This window comes from Pseudoalteromonas sp. SWXJZ94C, from assembly GCF_015864385.1.
Lineage (GTDB): Bacteria > Pseudomonadota > Gammaproteobacteria > Enterobacterales > Alteromonadaceae > Pseudoalteromonas.
In genome coordinates this window covers 17542-32273 of sequence record NZ_JADYXF010000050.1, presented here as the reverse complement: position 1 = coordinate 32273, position 14732 = coordinate 17542, and the positions used below count along the sequence as shown (strand labels likewise).

Here is a 14732-nt window from a genome sequence, read left to right as displayed (position 1 = left end):
TTTTTTCACCCAAATTTGTATGCAAATAGCATAACATTTCTTTCTTAATGGGTGGCCAAAATTACTTTACCACTACATACCGGGTGATCAAGAGTAGGTAGTGCTTTTTCTTTGGATTTTTATTACTTTGAATTGGTACGACTGAGTGGATTCGAACCACCGACCTTTGGACCGGGTGATCAAGAGTGGGTAGTGCTTTTTCTTTGGATTTTTATTACTTTGAATTGGTACGACTGAGTGGATTCGAACCACTGACCCTTGGACCGGGTGATCAAGAGTAGGTAGTGCTTTTTCTTTGGATTTTTATTACTTTGAATTGGTACGACTGAGTGGATTCGAACCACCGACCTTTGGACCGGGTGATCAAGAGTGGGTAGTGCTTTTTCTTTGGATTTTTATTACTTTGAATTGGTACGACTGAGTGGATTCGAACCACTGACCCTTGGACCGGGTGATCAAGAGTAGGTAGTGCTTTTTCTTTGGATTTTTATTACTTTGAATTGGTACGACTGAGTGGATTCGAACCACCGACCCCTACCATGTCAAGGTAGTGCTCTAACCAACTGAGCTACAGTCGTACAATTTTTTGAGGCTTTCTTAAATTTTGGTACGACTGAGTGAATTCGAACTACTGACCTTTGGACCGGGTGATCAAGAGTAGGTAGTGCTTTTTTCTTCAATTATACTTTTCTTAAATGTTGGTACGACTGAGTGGATTCGAACCACCGACCCCTACCATGTCAAGGTAGTGCTCTAACCAACTGAGCTACAGTCGTATTTCTATATTTAAGTAGGTTGCTAATTACTTAACAACGGTCGCTAATATATAGTGTGGCGAGAGGTGAATCAAGTAAGTTTATTGCTTTTGAGTTTATTTGCCGTTTTTTTATTCATATAGGGCTGATTTCACACGTTTTATAAAACGTTTGCCACCAAACAACATGGTTTTTGGCTGAATTTTTTAACTGATTTAATAAGTTGTTAGGTGAATTAGTTTTAGTTAAGCCATTAATAGGCTCACTCGTTATTTCTTCTTTAAACCACAATTGATTATACAAAGGTTGAAGTACCTCTAAGTAACCCGTTAACTGTGCTTGGTAAGGTTGAATTTCACCTAAGAAAAACTTTTGAAATACATTACTGACTATTTTTGCCGTTTTTTTATTTTTACCTGCAGGGCAAATGTCGCTTAGATTCAATGTTTTTACAAATAATGTTGCACTGTTATTAAATGCGATTTGTTGCCTTGCTGATTGGATAAGCAATTGGTTAAATTGATACTTATTAAGCTGCTCTAGTGCATTAAAAATAGAGTCTGTGTTTATTTTACTAAACTCCCGAGAGGTAATGTGCTGTTTAATGGTGACTAGCTGTGAAAGGGCTTGTTGCGTATCGCTAAACCCTGCAGCCTGGGTTGAAAGCTCGTTATTTGTACCTGCCCATGTACGGTTTAGCTCAGGTTCGTTAAACAACATGCTATTAAAGTATTGTATTAAATGGTTTTCTTTTTGGGTTTTAGCGGCAAGTATTTTTGAGTAAATATCACTGTTTTTATCAAGGGTATTTAAACAGGCTTGTGCGCTTTGAATAAAACTAATTTGATATTTTAAACGCCCAGCTGCTGTGGCAGTTTTACCAAGCTGATTATTATGCTCACTTATGAGTATATTTAATTTACAGTGACCCAGCCCTGCTAATTGGAGGATGCCTAACGTTACTGTATTTTTATTTAATTGCGAAGGAGGTAATAACTTTAGTTGCTCCACACGTTTAGGTTTTACGTTTTTTGCATTAACGGTATTGCCTAAGCGTTCTGTATAGGTAATGTTGCTATTACTTGGTGCTTTAGAGCAGCTAGCGAGCAGTGCTATGCACATTACCAATAACAATATTACGGGTAATGTGCATAGTGATTGTGTGTTATGTTTCAATAAATGATTCATGTTTAAAGCGTTTATGCACCGTTAGCATTAAGAGTATTGCCGCCACTGTGAGTCCAAAAATAATTCCAACCCAAAAACCATGAGGCCCCATTGCTGGCACTATTAAATCTGTTCTTGCCAATACGTAACCTAAAGCAAAGCCGATTAACCAGTACGATATAAATGTAATATACGAAATAGGGGCGGTGTATTTTAACCCACGTAATATGCCGTTGGCAGCCACTTGCAGAGCATCCGGTAATTGATATACGCACGCTAAAATCATGATTGATGACGCTAGTGCAATAACCTCAGGGCTGTCGGTGTAAAGCTGGCTAATTAAATTACGCCCAGTAAAAGTAATCAAGGCTAAAAATAATGCGATGGCGATTGCTAAAATATAGCTGGTAGACACAGCCACTTTTAACTGTTTTAAATGGTTTTGCCCATATAAGTTACCTATCCGAATACTAATAGCGATAGAAAGGCTTAGTGGCATCATAAACAATAAAGTAGTTACACTTGCCGCTATTTGATGACCAGAAACAGCTACTGCACCTAGGTGAGCTATAAATAAGGGGATGCAGGCAAATAGCGTTACTTCAAAAAAGGTTGCTAACGATATTGGAATACCAAGCTTGGTAATGGTTGCTATAGTGGTTAAATTTGGTTTTTCGAATGAAGTTAATAGCTCTTTAGCGCCCACTTTTTTGCTAATTTGGCAGTAAGTGACCTGCGCAATAGCCATTACGGTTAGTACTAAAGCGGTTGCAATACCACAGCCAGCACCGCCGTAAGCAGGAAAACCAAACAAGCCATGAATAAAAATGTAATTTGCAGGTATATTAACAGCTAACCCTAAAAGGCTTATATAAAACGCGGGTTTGGTCATCCCCATACCTTCGGTCATGTTTCTGTAAACAGTAAAGATTAAAAAGCCAAATACCCCCCATTTAACAAAACGAATATAGTCAAAAGCAAGGCTTGCTATAGCAGGGCTGGTATCGAGTCGTGAAATTATAACATCAGCTAAATTAGCTATACCAAATCCGACTGCACTCAACAAAGCTGTTAAATAAAGTGCTTGTTGAAAATAATGGCTGATCCCTTTTTTATCATTAGCTCCAGAAAATTGTGCAATTATGCCTGTTAATGCTAATAAAATACCCTGTAATGCAAGTAGTAATGGGTTCCAAATACCGGTTGCGATTGACAGTGCAGCTAAATCGGTTGGGCTAACTTGACCTGCCATTATGGTGTCGACCACCGACATTAGAATGAGTGTTACTTGTGCTAAAAAAACAGGAAATGCGAGGGAGAGTAAACGTTTAGCTTCCCAATTACAAAAGGTCATAAAAACAGCTATTAAATAAAACAGAGCGCAATTGTAATCTATTGTGTTTCAAATAAAAATCTCAGTAGTGAATGATTTTATTAGTTGATACGTTAAACTAGCACTTTGTAATAAATTTAAGTGATTTTATGTTTACCGGAATAGTACAAACACAAGCAACTGTGGTATCTAAAACCCAAACAGATGGCGTTTTACGCTTAGTTATATCGGTAAGTGATGAATACGTTAAGCATCTAGATTTAGGCGCAAGTATTGCTATTAATGGGTGTTGTTTAACGGTTGTACAAGTTGAGTTAAGTAATCATGACGTGGTGGCACAAGTGCATTTTGATGTGATTGACGAAACCCTAAAATTAACTAATTTAGGGCTGCTTGAGCTAGGTAGTTTAGTTAATTACGAACGCTCTGTTACGTTTGGTACTGAGCTAGGTGGGCATATAGTGTCTGGGCATATTCATTGTACGTCACAAATATCTCAAATAGTGAAGCTTGAAAATAACTGTAAAATACAATTAAGCTTGCCAAAAGAGTGGCAAAAGTATGTGTTGTATAAAGGTTTTGTTGCGATAAATGGCGCAAGCTTAACCGTGGGCGAAGTTGATGAACAAGGCTTTTGGTTACACCTAATTCCCGAAACGCTCGCCATTACAAACATTGGTGCAGCGCAAGTGGGTGACAAGTTAAATATTGAAGTTGATCAGCAAACTTACACTATTGTAAATACGGTAGAAAACTACTTACGCCATCAGGCTTAAAATATTTGTTCGTCGTCACTGTCTACGTGTAACTCTAACTTATTATTAGCATGGTCAATATGCATATTTAAATGAATAGGGTTACAGCAGGCAGTGCAATCTTCAACGTAGTCTTGATCGCCCATGCTTGCGTCTAGGTCTAAATGAATGTGGTGGCCACAGTGTGGGCATGCTATACGTTGTGATAAAAAATCTTTCATAATCACTCCAATCATAAATTATTAAGTGTGTTAGTAACCCTAGCAACAACTTAATGGCTCAACGCTGAACTTCATAATTATTATTTTATAACTATAATTTCATCGTTATTCAACATATATAAATATAGTCTGATTAGGTAATTTTGACACTTATTTTACTACTGTTACTGTGAGCTTTTCTATGTGCTGCTTGGCTTGTGTAAGGTAATTTCCGGCAAAAATATTGGCATGATTTAAAATAGGGTATAACTGATATATCAGTTTACGTTTTTCGTAATTTGGCGATAAAGGATATTGACGATTATAAGCACTGTAAAAATTGTCTGGCAGTGGAGCAAATAATTCACTCATTGCAATATCAACTTCCCGGTCACCATAATAACTTGCAGGATTAAATACTGTGGGAACGGCTTTTAAAAATCCCATGTTGCCGCGCCAAAAATCACCATGCAATATTGATGGCTCAACATGGTGGCTATGTAGTTGTTCTTTTACTGTATTTATTAAGCGTTCGGGCTCGATAAGTTGTATGCCTTTTTCAGCTAATAGTTGTAATTGCCAACCTATACGTTCTTCGGCGTAAAATACATCCCACTTTTTATGCCATCTATTTGGCTGTACTGTGGTTGCTAAGTAATTATCAATATCAAAACCAAACATGGCTTGGTCATGTTTTTGATGCATATTTGCAAGGCTTTTACCCATAGCATCCCATGTAGTATGAGGTTGTTTATCAAGAACAAGCCACTCTAAAACAATAAACGAAAACTCAATATTAGCGCCTGTTACAATACAATTAGGTACTTTTAAGTCACTGTTTTGTGCCAACAGTTTTAAACCGGTTGATTCGCTCTCTAATCTGTCGAGTTCACTTTTTAACGCTACTTTTATTAGGTAGTTGTGCGTACCATTGGTTAAATGAAAAAGTTTGTCGGTATTTGTACTTTGTAGTTGGCGTTTGTAGGTGTGTTTAAAATCATAATTAATAGCTTGGCTGATGTGCTCGTTTACTGTTTTCCACATAACAATTGTTCACCTTTTAAACAGATACCTAAACTATGGCAAAAAGAGATTAATTTAACAATCTAATCGTTGTAAAATTAGCGGCTAGGTTTAAATAAATAATGACAACGACTGTAATGGAGTAAAAATGAACAAAAGTTTAATAACCAATTTGCTAGCTGGGCTATGTGTTGTTGTGGGTTTTATGTTTAACCAAGCAATTGTATTATCTGTTGGTTTATTTGCACTTTCTGGCGCGGTAACAAATTTATTAGCTATTCATATGTTGTTTGAAAAAGTGCCATTTTTATATGGCTCAGGCGTTATTGCGCTTAAGTTTGAAAGCTTTAAAGTCGCCATTAGAAACCTAATATTAACGGAGTTTTTTTCAGAGCAAAAAATTAATAATTTATTAAGCAAAGCGCAACCTAATATCGATTTTGAGCCAATAATTAGTAATGTTGATTTAAACCCCGCATTCGACAACCTGTTAGAGGTAATAGAGCAATCTCAGTTTGGTAGCATGTTAGGTATGTTTGGCGGCACAGCAGCAATAGAGCCAATGCGTGAAAAGTTTATTGAAAAAATGCAATTGTCGCTTGGTGAGATTTCTCAAACTGACGATTTTAAAGCATTAGTAACCCAAACGCTTTCACAAGGTAATAGCGCAGAGAGCCTACATAAAACAGTCCTTAAATTAGTTGATGAGCGCCTAGACGAGCTTACTCCTAAAATGGTTAAAGAGATTATTCAAACTATGATCCGCGAGCACTTAGGCTGGCTTGTCGTGTGGGGCGGTGTGTTTGGTGGTTTATTTGGATTAATAGCCGCAGTAATTTAATTTAAATTACTTTAGAGCTGCTCTAAAGTAATTACACTTAATGTATGAATTTTAGATACTTTTAATTAATCTTTATGAAGTAACTGTTCAAAAACGCTATCTTCATGTTCATATTTATCGGCATCTGGAAATATTTGATCAAATTTTTCAGGTATTGTATGTTTTGCTAATGCGTAAAATTCATATTCAGAAAACTCATGTGAAGCAACAATGGCGCAAAACATATCTGTTTTATTGAGCTTATCAAAATCAGTCGTTTTTAAGGCATCAAGACTGCTTTCAATAAAAAGTACATAAGCAAGGTCATACAGTGCATCTATTTCCTCAAATTCTTTTGTTCCAACTTCATAGCGAGTTTCGTTTAGCTCATAAAGTTGATCAAAAAGCGCTTTAATTTGTGATTCAGCATATTTATATTCTTCAGAACACGCACATTCAATATCAAAGCACGCAGGGTTATATAATTCACTATTTAAATCGTCGCCTAGCTCACTCTGATTTAACATTAGCTGCTGTGAGGCTACCGTATTCATTGTTGCTAATTGATAAGCATTACCAGGAAATGCTTGGAGTGCAAAAACATAAACCGGCTCATTACCTTGTTCAATATGTTTTAAAACAGCATCTTCACAGTGATTTTTTAACGCTATTTTATATTTATCAAACAAACCTCTTACTAACGATTCGTCATACACAACGTTACAAAAATCACGCATAAATATATTTGCTTCGTCAGTATAGTGTTTTAAAAATAAATTTTGTTGCCCTGTGAGTTTGCCATTATTTACTTTGTGAAAAACGTGAAGTGCTTTTAGGAGCTGTTCGACCTCGTTGTTATTTAAATCGGTATAGAAAAATTTATTTTTAGTTTCGGGGTAGGCTTCGTGATAACGTTTAATTTGTTGCAGTAATCCTGCAATTATTTGAAGATCTTTGTTTACTATTACTAAATCATTAGGGGGCAGATCAGGTGAGTTGCTAAGCTCTAGTGAAACAGCAAAATGTGTATTTAAAGTATTAATTAAAAACTCATACTCATCTATCGTTTTAGTTTCTAAATGCATATATCTCCTCATTTTTTTTGTATGCGCTTTAATCGCGTGAGTGAAATACCCTCCATTATGAATATAACACCAGCATCTGCATTTTTACAGCAAGGTTTACCACTATGTGACATGTTAATTGTAAACGTAAAATCAGGGGGGAGGGAATAACTTTCATTAAGCTATGGATAAACAGTTTCAGATAAATTAATTTTTTATAGCTACTGACTTATTTTTTCAGGCTGCTATTATCGCCCCCATAATTTAGTCGTGTTTTTTAGGAGTAACGGTGAGTAAAACGTTAGCCAGTTATTATCAGCAAGCATACGCTTGCGATCAGCAGCATTTTAACCAGTGCTTTTATTGTGGTTGTGAAGCAACAGAGCGCGATCATTGTCCGCCCCTGCATATGCTACAAAGCATTGTTGATTTAGGCGAAGAGGCTGATTTTATATCTATTCCTGCGTGTTATGAGTGCCATGCACTTTTACATAACGAAAGGCTGATGACGATTGATGAGCGTTTCACTAAAATGAAAAAAAAGCTTGCCACTAAATACGCAAAACCTCTGCGTGTTTATAACATGTGGGAAGAAAACGAACTTGGCGATATGAGCGATGAGTTTGCGCATAGTATTCAAGCGGGTATGAAATTAGGAAAAGAAGCCGCTGAGCGTTTAGCGTTTACTGGTTTTAGCTATGCCACAGAAGATGCCAAAGTAGCAGTACGTGAAAAAACAAAAGAGTTTGATGTAGAGGGCATGATATTTACCGACTTTAAAGAGGCGCTAAATTACTGCATTAATGATTTAAACGTACAAAAAAGTGACTTTTATAAAATTTTGGTTGAAGACTACCAAGGGGATTTTAATAAAGCGCTAAGCCAGTATCGTCATCGTCATGACAAAGTGACAGCGGCTAAAGACGGTAATACAATTATTAAAGATTTTTCTAAGTTACATAAGCAAAACTCTGATTTTGTAACGCGTACGGTTAAGCACTTTATTAGTAAAGATCCATCGCTTACAACCGAAGGTGCGCTTGAAAAGTTGTATAACAATTATATAAAGAAATAATTACAGAAATTCATCTTAATTAACTGCGTTTTCACCTGTTTTTTTAGCTTTATCACTTAGCTTTCGCTAAAGTAGCAAAAAAACAGGAGATCCAAACAACATGCAAAAATTTGCACCTTCTTTATTAGCGGTTGGCTTAGCTGCTGCACTTGTAGGTTGCCAAGAAAACGGCCCGCAAGACGATAAAATAACAATTAACAAAAATCCTTACCCAAGCACTTATCAGCCAGTTGCTACATCTAGCACATTAATTACCAACGCCACTGTATTAACAGGTACTGGTGAGCGTTTAGATGATGCTGATGTATTACTTGTTGACGGTAAAGTACAACAAGTAGGTAAAGACTTAACTGCCACTGCTGATATTACAATTGATGCACAGGGCAAATGGGTTACGCCAGGTATTATTGACGTACATTCACATTTAGGCGCTTACCCAAGCCCATCGGTTGAGTCGCATCAAGATGGTAACGAAATGACCAGCCCTAATACTGCAGAAGTGTGGGTTGAGCATTCTGTTTGGCCACAAGATCCTGGCTTTAATCGCGCACGCGAAGGCGGCATTACTTCTCTACAAATTTTACCAGGCTCAGCTAACTTATTTGGTGGACGCGGCGTTACGCTTAAAAACGTACCTGCACACACTATGCAAGGCATGAAATTTCCAGAGGCGCCGTATGGTTTAAAAATGGCGTGTGGTGAAAACCCTAAACGTGTTTATGGTCGTCAAGGTGTATTGCCTTCAACTCGTATGGGTAATATGGCCGGTTACCGTATGGCATGGGCTGAAGCCGCTGAATACAAACGTGCATGGGATAAGTACGATGCCGATTATGAAGCAGGTTTAAACCCAGAAGCACCAGTGCGTGATATTAAACACGATACGCTTCGTGGTGTGCTTGAAGGCGAAGTACGTATTCATAATCATTGTTATAAAGCTGAAGAAATGGCAATGATGATTGACCTGTCAAAAGAGTTTAATTACGACGCCGGTACTTTTCACCACGGTGTAGAAGCGTATAAAATTGCTGACTTACTTGCCCAAAATGGTTCGTGTGCTGCACTTTGGCCAGACTGGTGGGGCTTTAAAATGGAAGCCTACGACATGGTTCAAGAAAACGTAGCCATTGTTGATGCTGTTAAAAATTCATGTGCGGTTGTTCACTCAGATTCAGATACCACTATTCAGCGCTTAAACCAAGAAGCTGGTAAGGTTATGTACCGTGCTAACGAAAACGGTTTTGATATTTCTGAGCAACACGCTATTAAATGGATCACGGCTAACGCTGCTAAGTCGTTAGGTATTGATGACAAAACAGGTTCACTAGAAGCAGGTAAGCAGGGCGATGTGGTTATTTGGAATCAAAGCCCATTTAGTGTTTATGCTAAAGCTGAACAAGTGTTTGTTGATGGTGCAAAAGTTTACGATAGAAACGACAGCGCGTATCAAGCAACAAGTGATTTTATGTTAGGTCAACAATAAGGAGCACCCAGAATGAAAAATTTATCACGTTCGTTTTCGCTTTCTCTGGTTGCTGCAGGATTACTAGCATCTGGTGCTGTAAGCGCACAATCGCTAGCAATTATTAATGCAACATTACACACGTCTTCTGATCAAGGTGTTTTAGAAGCGGCAAGTATTGTAATGACAGATGGAAAAATTACAGCAATTAACCCAGCTGAAGTTATAGCCGATAAAGTTATTGATGCAAAAGGTCAAATTGTAACACCCGGTTTTATTGCCAGTGTAAATCAACTTGGTTTAGTTGAAGTTAGTGCAGTTGCGGGCTCTCGCGATGCAGGCGAGGAAAAAGCCGGTATTGATTTTGACGTAAGTCTTGCTTACAACGCACATTCAAGCTTAATTCCTTACGCTCGTAAAGGCGGCGTAACACGCGATGTAATTACCCCTCATGGTGGCGATAGCATTTTTTCAGGCCTTGCTAGTGTTGTTGATTTAAGTGGTAGTTTTGATAGCGAAATGCAAAAACAAGCGGCTCTAGTTGTTTATTTAGGTGAGCGCAGTAAAGGCTCTCGTGCTTTTACTTTGCAAACACTTATTAATAAACTTGATGAGCACAAAACGAAAGCCGGTAAAAAAGCTAAAAAAGATGACGACAAACCAAGTACTGAAGACAAAGTAATGGTGAAAGTCCTTAGTGGCGAAATGCCATTAGTTGTTGGCGTTTCGCGTGCTGCAGATATTATTGAGCTCATTAAAGTAAAAGAGCAATTTGGCATTAATTTAGTACTTAATGGTGCACAAGACGCTGTTGTAGTTAAAGAGCGCGTTGCTAAAGCAAATATCCCAGTAATTATTAGTGCAATGGACAGCTTACCAGCAAGTTTTGATTCGCTTCATGCGAGTTTAGATAATGCAGGTGTGCTTGAAAAAGCAGGTGTTAAAGTATTATTAACGGTAGGTGGCGATGCAAGCCATAATATTTATCAGTTACGTTTTGATGCTGGTAATGCAGTATCGTATGGTATGAGCCAAGAGGGCGCGTTAAAAGCGGTTACATCAAACGTTGCTGATGTATTTGGCATTAATGCAGGTAGCCTTGAAGTAGGCAAAGCCGCTGATGTAGTAATGTGGAGTAATGACCCGTTTGAACTGAGTAGCCACGTGAGCAAAATGTTTATTAATGGGACTGAGGTATCTACACAATCTCGTCAGGATAAACTGCGTGACCGTTATACGACTGATTCAAAAATGCCACGCGCATATACCAACCCGCAATAATACTTAATCAATTTGAGGGATTAAATCTGACGCTAACTGCGTTAAAAATTTCTGATATAGAGCAACTAAATCATGAAATTTTTGCCTTGTTATCGACAAGATTTTCTTGCCTCAAAATTGATCACTTAATTAAGCGAATTGGTATGATACAAAGTAATCAGAGTTTAAATAAATTAAATAACTTAAATAGTTTTGGTTAATCAAAAAGGTCGCTATCTAATGATAACGACCTTTTTTATTGGCGTAAAAAAGCCGCTTACTTTTTCAAGTAAGCGGCTTTTTAATTTAAACCAATATTTATACTAATTTAGCAAGAATACCGTTAAACGTAGTGCTTGGACGCATTGCTTTAAACGCTGCATCGTCATTAGGTAGGAAGTAACCGCCTAAATCTACTGCAGGGCCTTGAGCATCGTTTAGCTCACTTACGATTTGGTCTTTATTAGACTCAAGATCGCTAGCAATTTGCGTAAACTGTGCTTTAAGTTCGCTGTCGTCGTTTTGTTTAGCTAGTTCTTGTGCCCAGAATAAAGATAGGAAGAAATGAGAACCACGGTTATCAATTTCTTTCACTTTACGTGAAGGCGATTTGTTTTCTGCTAAGAAAGTACCAGTCGCTTTATCTAGCGTATCAGCAAGAACTTGTGCCTTGTTGTTACCCGTAGTTACGCTTAGGTGCTCAAGCGATGCAGCAAGTGCTAAAAATTCACCTAAAGAATCCCAACGTAAGTGGTTTTCTTTTTCGAATTGTTGAACATGCTTAGGTGCAGAACCACCCGCGCCAGTTTCAAATAAGCCGCCACCGTTCATAAGTGGAACAATTGAAAGCATTTTAGCACTAGTACCTAGCTCTAAGATTGGGAATAAATCTGTAAGGTAATCACGTAAAACGTTACCTGTTACAGAAATAGTGTCTTTACCTTCTTTAATACGCGCTAGTGAGAACAATGTTGCTTCAAGCGGTGCTAAAATTTGAATATCTAAACCAGCTGTATCGTGATCTGGTAGGTATTTATTTACTTTTTTGATTAGCTCTGCATCGTGTGCACGATTTTCGTCTAACCAAAAAATAGCAGGAACGCCAGTTGCACGTGCACGGCTTACTGCAAGTTTAACCCAATCTTGGATTGGTGCGTCTTTAGCCTGACACATGCGCCAAATATCGCCTTGCTCAACACTGTGCTCAAGTAATGTATTACCATTTGTATCAACAACACGGATAGAACCGTCAGCTTTAGCTTCAAACGTTTTATCGTGTGAACCGTATTCTTCAGCTTTTTGAGCCATAAGGCCAACGTTTGGAACGCTACCCATAGTTGTTGGATCAAATGCACCGTTTACTTTACAAAAATCAATAGTTGCTTGGTAAATACCTGAGTAACAACGATCTGGAATTACAAAGCTAGTGTCTTGTAATTTACCATCGTTATTCCACATTTGACCGCTTGAACGAATTGCAGCAGGCATAGATGCATCAATAATCACATCACTTGGTACGTGTAGGTTTGTAATACCACGGTCAGAATCAACCATAGCAATAGCAGGGCGGCTAGCGTAAACAGCTTGAATGTCTGCTTCAATTTCTTTGCGCTTTGCATCGTCTAATGTTTGAATTTTAGAATATACGTCGCCTAAACCATTATTTACATCAACACCTAGCTCTTCAAAAAGCTTACCGTGTTTAGCAAATACATCTTTGTAGAATACTTTTACAGCGTGACCAAAGATGATTGGATCAGATACTTTCATCATTGTCGCTTTCATGTGAAGCGAGAATAAAACGCCTTTTTCTTTTGCTGCATCAATTTCAGTAGCTAAGAAAGCTTGAAGCTTAGAAGCGCTGATGCTTGATGCATCAATAACTTCGCCAGCTAAAAGAGGAGTGCTTTGTTTAAGTACTGTAACATCGCCGTTAGTTGCAACGTGTTCAATACGAACATCAGTTGCTGTATCAACAGTGATTGATTGCTCAGAGCCAAAGAAATCGCCTTCGCTCATGCTAGCAACGTAAGACTCTGAATCTTTGCTCCACGCACCCATTGAATGTGGGTTGTTACGTGCATATTCTTTTACAGAACCAGGTGCACGACGGTCTGAGTTACCTTCACGAAGTACTGGGTTTACTGCACTGCCTTTAATTTTGTCGTAAGCAGCTTGAATTGCTTTTTCTTCATCATTTTTAGGTTCTACAGGGTAATCTGGAAGTGCATAACCTTGTGCTTGAAGCTCTTTAATTACCGCGCGAAGCTGTGGAACAGATGCACTGATATTTGGTAATTTAATAATGTTAGCTTCTGGTGTTTTAGCAAGCTCGCCAAGTTCAGCAAGTGCATCACCAATGCGTTGTTCTGGTGTTAAATAATCAGGGAAGCTTGCAATTACACGACCTGCTAAAGAGATATCGCGAGTTTCAACTTCAACACCTGCCGCATTTGTATATGCTTGGATGATAGGTAGCAACGAGTAAGTTGCTAGTGCCGGAGCTTCGTCCGTTTTTGTATAGATAATTTTTGATGTCATCATCATTCCTAGATAGTAGACCGTAAAGGCCTTATTCAACAATGCAAAGAAACTCATTACTTTTGAGCTATTTCATTTACTAAACACGTTAATAAATGAACCCAAGTAATGAATAGTTTGTTAGGTGTTGGTACTCATTATTGCTTTTATATAAAGCAGAATAATCACACCTGACGAACTGGTACCGTATTTATAGCTAAAAAAATAACAAAAACAAATTAGCCTTTAGCATAGGCAGTTCCTAATACTAAAACACGTGAGTAATTATTAGATTAATACACTTTTATAAGCTTCAAGAGTGTAACAAGCTTGAATAAAAAGGGCTAGGTCTTGAAACAGCGCACAAGTATATAAATAAGTATCAGTTAGAACATTGGGGTATATAAAATAAATTCAAGGAAAAGGGTTGAATTTGCACAAAATGAGGCAATAAATAGAGGTGAAGTGATGAAAAAAGTATGGATAAAGAATTAAGCGAGGATCTAAATAGGTCACTCGCTTTAGTCGAACAGAATTACAGTTACTCGATAATGTCGCCATCTGGGGCAATATTAGTAGCGTGTAAGCCTTTTGGGCCTTGTTCTAATTCGAATGTTACATCTTGACCAGCTTTAAGCGTTTTATAACCGTCCATTACAATTGTTGAGTAATGAGCGAAAATATCATTCTCGCAGCCGTCTTCTACGATGAAACCAAAACCTTTAGCGTTGTTGAACCATTTAACTTTACCACAAGCCATACTTCTACATCCTTCAATAAGTTGACTAATTTAGTTATTCTAAACCGTATAATTTGCTAGACTGATTAAGGTTTAATCAATCTATGACTGACTGTAGTTTATTTGCCCAGTCAGTCAAGTGTTTTGAGTTATTTATTTAACATTTTATTTATTTTTTATTCAAGTTTGCTTGAGTTACAAAGACAAGACTATATTTAATTATGAGTGGTATGAAAGATTCAGGTGTTATAGACACAGTTCGCGATAGTGAAAAGCAAAAGCTACAACCACCGCGAAAATATAAAGTTGTTTTAAATAACGACGACTACACGCCGATGGACTTTGTAATAGAAGTTTTAACGACGTTTTTTAATATGGATAGCGATAGAGCAACCGACGTGATGCTTCAGGTTCATGAAAAAGGTAAGGGTATTTGCGGCGTTTACAGCGCTGATGTAGCTCATACCAAAGCTGAACAAGTTAACCGTTACTCACGGGATAACGAGCATCCACTGCTTTGTAGTTGTGAGCAGGAATAAATACCAATTAGGGTGATCAA

At 37.8% G+C, this 14732-nt stretch carries 13 protein-coding genes and 2 tRNA genes; 6 read left to right on the top strand and 9 right to left on the bottom strand.

Features of this window, described 5'->3' with window-relative positions; all coding sequences use genetic code 11:
- Positions 1–501: 501 nt before the first annotated feature.
- From I6F65_RS18145 to I6F65_RS18130, 4 genes are all read right to left on the bottom strand, one after another.
- A tRNA-Val gene (locus tag I6F65_RS18145) sits at positions 502–578 on the bottom strand.
- Positions 579–699: 121 nt separating this feature from the next.
- A tRNA-Val gene (locus tag I6F65_RS18140) sits at positions 700–776 on the bottom strand.
- A gap of 114 nt (positions 777–890) precedes the next feature.
- Complete coding sequence (locus tag I6F65_RS18135) at positions 891–1943, bottom strand: DUF3080 family protein (protein ID WP_197114267.1); 1053 nt, start codon at positions 1941–1943, stop codon at positions 891–893.
- Positions 1921–3276 (bottom strand): MATE family efflux transporter, encoded by a 1356-nt coding sequence (locus I6F65_RS18130; protein WP_024609744.1) that lies wholly within the window; start codon positions 3274–3276, stop codon positions 1921–1923. Before I6F65_RS18130 ends, I6F65_RS18135 begins: the two co-directional genes overlap by 23 nt.
- Positions 3277–3404: 128 nt before the next feature.
- Between I6F65_RS18130 and I6F65_RS18125 the strand changes: the two genes are divergently transcribed.
- Positions 3405–4031, top strand: coding sequence for a riboflavin synthase (locus tag I6F65_RS18125; protein ID WP_024609743.1), 627 nt, complete (start codon positions 3405–3407; stop codon positions 4029–4031).
- Here the strand turns inward: I6F65_RS18125 and I6F65_RS18120 are convergent.
- Together I6F65_RS18120 and I6F65_RS18115 are read right to left on the bottom strand one after the other, a co-directional pair.
- The gene (locus tag I6F65_RS18120; protein WP_024609742.1) at positions 4028–4231 is read right to left on the bottom strand and encodes a CPXCG motif-containing cysteine-rich protein; all 204 of its coding nucleotides are present in this window, start codon (positions 4229–4231) and stop codon (positions 4028–4030) included. The two genes, I6F65_RS18125 and I6F65_RS18120, sit on opposite strands and share 4 nt — an antisense overlap.
- A 150-nt stretch (positions 4232–4381) precedes the next feature.
- Complete coding sequence (locus tag I6F65_RS18115; RefSeq protein WP_197114265.1) at positions 4382–5254, bottom strand: fructosamine kinase family protein; 873 nt, start codon at positions 5252–5254, stop codon at positions 4382–4384.
- 127 nt (positions 5255–5381) lie between these two features.
- Between I6F65_RS18115 and I6F65_RS18110 the strand changes: the two genes are divergently transcribed.
- On the top strand, positions 5382–6074 hold the full coding sequence (locus I6F65_RS18110) for a DUF445 domain-containing protein (protein ID WP_197114263.1): 693 nt from the start codon (positions 5382–5384) through the stop codon (positions 6072–6074).
- Positions 6075–6139: 65 nt separating this feature from the next.
- Here the strand turns inward: I6F65_RS18110 and I6F65_RS18105 are convergent, their stop codons facing one another.
- Complete coding sequence (locus I6F65_RS18105) at positions 6140–7138, bottom strand: hypothetical protein (protein ID WP_197114261.1); 999 nt, start codon at positions 7136–7138, stop codon at positions 6140–6142.
- 268 nt (positions 7139–7406) lie between these two features.
- Here I6F65_RS18105 and I6F65_RS18100 point away from each other — a divergent pair, with 268 nt between their 5' ends.
- The 3 genes from I6F65_RS18100 (at position 7407) to I6F65_RS18090 (ending at position 10935) form a co-directional block, all read left to right on the top strand.
- On the top strand, positions 7407–8192 hold the full coding sequence (locus I6F65_RS18100) for a hypothetical protein (protein WP_007585117.1): 786 nt from the start codon (positions 7407–7409) through the stop codon (positions 8190–8192).
- A gap of 100 nt (positions 8193–8292) precedes the next feature.
- On the top strand, positions 8293–9675 hold the full coding sequence (locus tag I6F65_RS18095; protein ID WP_197114259.1) for an amidohydrolase: 1383 nt from the start codon (positions 8293–8295) through the stop codon (positions 9673–9675).
- A 12-nt stretch (positions 9676–9687) separates the two neighbouring features.
- Positions 9688–10935: an amidohydrolase family protein gene (locus I6F65_RS18090; protein WP_197114258.1), complete on the top strand. Its 1248-nt coding sequence runs from the start codon at positions 9688–9690 to the stop codon at positions 10933–10935.
- 297 nt (positions 10936–11232) lie between these two features.
- Here I6F65_RS18090 and I6F65_RS18085 read toward each other — a convergent pair whose 3' ends face one another.
- On the bottom strand, positions 11233–13455 hold the full coding sequence (locus tag I6F65_RS18085; protein WP_197114256.1) for an NADP-dependent isocitrate dehydrogenase: 2223 nt from the start codon (positions 13453–13455) through the stop codon (positions 11233–11235).
- A 520-nt stretch (positions 13456–13975) separates the two neighbouring features.
- Complete coding sequence (cspD, locus tag I6F65_RS18080; protein WP_024609738.1) at positions 13976–14194, bottom strand: cold shock domain-containing protein CspD; 219 nt, start codon at positions 14192–14194, stop codon at positions 13976–13978.
- Positions 14195–14403: 209 nt separating this feature from the next.
- Between cspD and clpS the strand changes: the two genes are divergently transcribed.
- Positions 14404–14712, top strand: coding sequence for an ATP-dependent Clp protease adapter ClpS (clpS, locus tag I6F65_RS18075; protein ID WP_101163090.1), 309 nt, complete (start codon positions 14404–14406; stop codon positions 14710–14712).
- Positions 14713–14732: the final 20 nt, after the last annotated feature.